The sequence below is a fragment of the Mesorhizobium sp. M4A.F.Ca.ET.050.02.1.1 genome, from assembly GCF_003997725.1.
GTDB lineage: Bacteria > Pseudomonadota > Alphaproteobacteria > Rhizobiales > Rhizobiaceae > Mesorhizobium.
This window is the reverse complement of record NZ_RZSG01000790.1, coordinates 1-2,707: the sequence shown is the minus strand read 5'-3', so window position 1 is coordinate 2,707 and position 2,707 is coordinate 1. Positions and strand designations below refer to the sequence as shown.

At 65.1% G+C, this 2,707-nt stretch carries 3 protein-coding genes; all 3 read left to right on the top strand.

The annotated features are described in order from the left end of the window. Positions 1-331 (top strand): LysM peptidoglycan-binding domain-containing protein (locus tag EOA33_RS31175; protein WP_145989384.1); only part of this gene is annotated, 331 nt, incomplete at its 5' end. 167 nt (positions 332-498) lie between these two features. Then, complete coding sequence (locus tag EOA33_RS31170; RefSeq protein ID WP_126055676.1) at positions 499-843, top strand: metalloregulator ArsR/SmtB family transcription factor; 345 nt, start codon at positions 499-501, stop codon at positions 841-843. A gap of 18 nt (positions 844-861) precedes the next feature. Continuing rightward, positions 862-2,707 (top strand): ABC transporter ATP-binding protein/permease (locus EOA33_RS31165; protein WP_145989383.1); only part of this gene is annotated, 1,846 nt, incomplete at its 3' end.

The window sequence follows — 2,707 nt, the reverse complement described above, 5'->3', positions numbered from 1 at the left end:
GCCTGCTGCTGCTCCTGGCGCCGAAGCCCCGGCCAAGGTGGCTGCCGCGACGCCCGACGCCCCCGAGACGGTGGCGCCCAAGCTCGAACATGCCGATAGCGCCGTCATCATCCGGCGCAACGATACACTGTGGCGGATCTCGCGCCGCGTCTATGGCCACGGCGTGCGCTATTCCACCATCTATCTCGCCAACCAGGACCAGATCAGCAACCCTGACCGCATTTGGCCGGGCCAGGTGTTCAAGGTCCCGCAAAAGTCGAAGGAAGGCGAGGACGCCGACATGAAGGCGATGGGCGACCAGATGACGACGGCGCCGACGAAGACGCAGTAGGAATTCGGCGATTGGCCAATCTCCCCCTTGTGGGGAGATGCCCGGCAGGGCAGAGGGAGCGCTGTCGCGCCAACTCCGGAAATTGCCTCCATTGCAGTGCGCAGGCGTTATACTACCCACCAGCTTAGCTTGCCCTCGCATCGTTCATCGTCTATCGCCGATGAACGATGACCGAATCCCTGACTGAACCCACCCTGGTGGGCGCTCCGCCCGGTTGCGCCCCGGACAGCCGCGCCGTCGCGGCGCGGTTCGCGGCACTTTCGCATCCGGCACGCATCGAGATCCTCAGGCATCTCGCCGCCAGCCGTTCCTGCTGCTGCCGCGAGGTGGTCGACCATCTCGACCTCGCCCAGTCCACCGTCTCGCAACATCTGAAGATACTGGTCGAGGCCGGGCTGGTCCGTTTCGAGCCCGACCGCCAGCGCTCGCGCTACGAGGTCGACCACGCGGCGCTCGCCGATGTCTCGGCGTCGCTCTCGGCGCTGGTCAAATCCTGCTGCTCCGTCGGCTAGAACAAGAAGGCAAAAAGAATGGCCGGAAAAACCGTCTCCGATTCCTCGACCCTCGCGACACTCCGCAATCTGTGGCCCTATATGTGGCCGACCGACCGGGCCGACCTGAGGGCGCGCGTCACCTGGGCGACGCTGCTCCTGGTTGTCGCCAAGGTGACGCTGGTGGCCGGCCCCTATTTCTTCAAATGGGCGACCGACGCGTTGGCTGGCGCCGCGAAGACGCCGCCGCCGCTGCCGTCCTTCCTGCTTGCGCCGGTAATGCTGGTCGTCGCCTACAATGTGCTCCGCCTCGTGCAGCTCGGCTTCAACCAGCTGCGCGACGCGCTGTTTGCCCGTGTCGGGCAATATGCGGTGCGCCAACTCGCCTTCCGCACCTTCGTCCACATGCACCAGCTGTCGCTGCGCTTCCATCTCGAGCGCCGCACCGGCGGCCTGTCGCGCATCATCGAGCGTGGCACCAAAGGCATCGAGACGATCGTGCGCTTCATCATGCTGAACACGGCGCCGACCATCCTCGAATTCGCGCTCACCGCCGGCATCTTCGCCTTCACCTACGGCTGGAAATACGTGGCCGTTGTCGCTGTCACCGTCTGGATCTATGTCTGGTTCACGGTCAAGGCGAGCGACTGGCGGATCTCGATCCGTCGCGACATGAACGACAGCGACACTGACGCCAACACCAAGGCGATCGACTCGCTGCTCAACTTCGAGACAGTCAAGTATTTCACCAATGAGGCCATGGAGGCCGAGCGCTTCGATCGCTCGATGGCGCGCTATGAGACCGCCGCCACCCGCACCTGGACCTCGCTCGGCTGGCTGAACTTCGGCCAGGGCGTCATCTTCGGCCTCGGCACCGTCATCGTCATGTGCATGTCGGCGCTGGAAGTGCAGGCCGGCACGCAGAGTGTCGGCGACTTCGTCTTCATCAACGCCATGCTGATGCAGCTTTCCGTGCCGCTCAACTTCATCGGCTTCATCTATCGCGAGATCCGCCAGGGGCTGACCGACATCGAGCACATGTTCGACCTGCTCGACGTGCGGCAGGAAATCGTCGACAGGCCGGACGCCAGGCCTTTGGTGGTCGGCGCAGGCAAGGTCGAATTCCGCGACGTGCATTTCTCCTACGATCCGAACCGCAAGATCCTGAAGGGCGTCTCCTTCGAGGTGCCGGCGGGTAAGACGGTCGCCATCGTCGGCCCATCCGGGGCCGGCAAGTCGACCGTCTCCAGGCTGCTGTTTCGTTTCTACGACGTCCAGTCCGGACAGGTGCTGATCGACGGCCAGGACATCAGGGACGTCACCCAGGAGAGCCTGCGCGCGGTGCTCGGCATGGTGCCGCAGGACACCGTGCTGTTCAACGACACCATCGCCTACAACATCCGCTATGGCCGCGTCGGGGCCAGCGAGGAGGAGGTGCGCAAGGCAGCCGAGCTCGCCCAGATCGGCCCCTTCATTCAGAAACTGCCCGAGGGCTACCGCTCGATGGTCGGCGAGCGCGGGCTGAAGCTCTCCGGCGGCGAGAAGCAGCGCGTGGCGATCGCCCGCACCATTTTGAAGGCCCCGCCGATCCTGATGCTCGACGAGGCGACCTCGGCGCTGGACACCCAGACCGAGCAGGAGATCCAGGCAGCCCTCGACCTGGTCAGCAAGGGCCGCACCACCATCGTCATTGCCCACCGCCTGTCGACGGTGATCTCGGCCGACGAGATCATCGTGCTCAAGGACGGCCAGATCGCCGAACGCGGCACTCATGCCGCGCTCCTGCGCAAGGATGGCCTCTACGCCTCGATGTGGGACCGCCAGCGCGAGGCGACCGAGGCCGAGGAGAGGCTGCGCGTCGCCCGCGAGAGCGACGAGCTGGGTG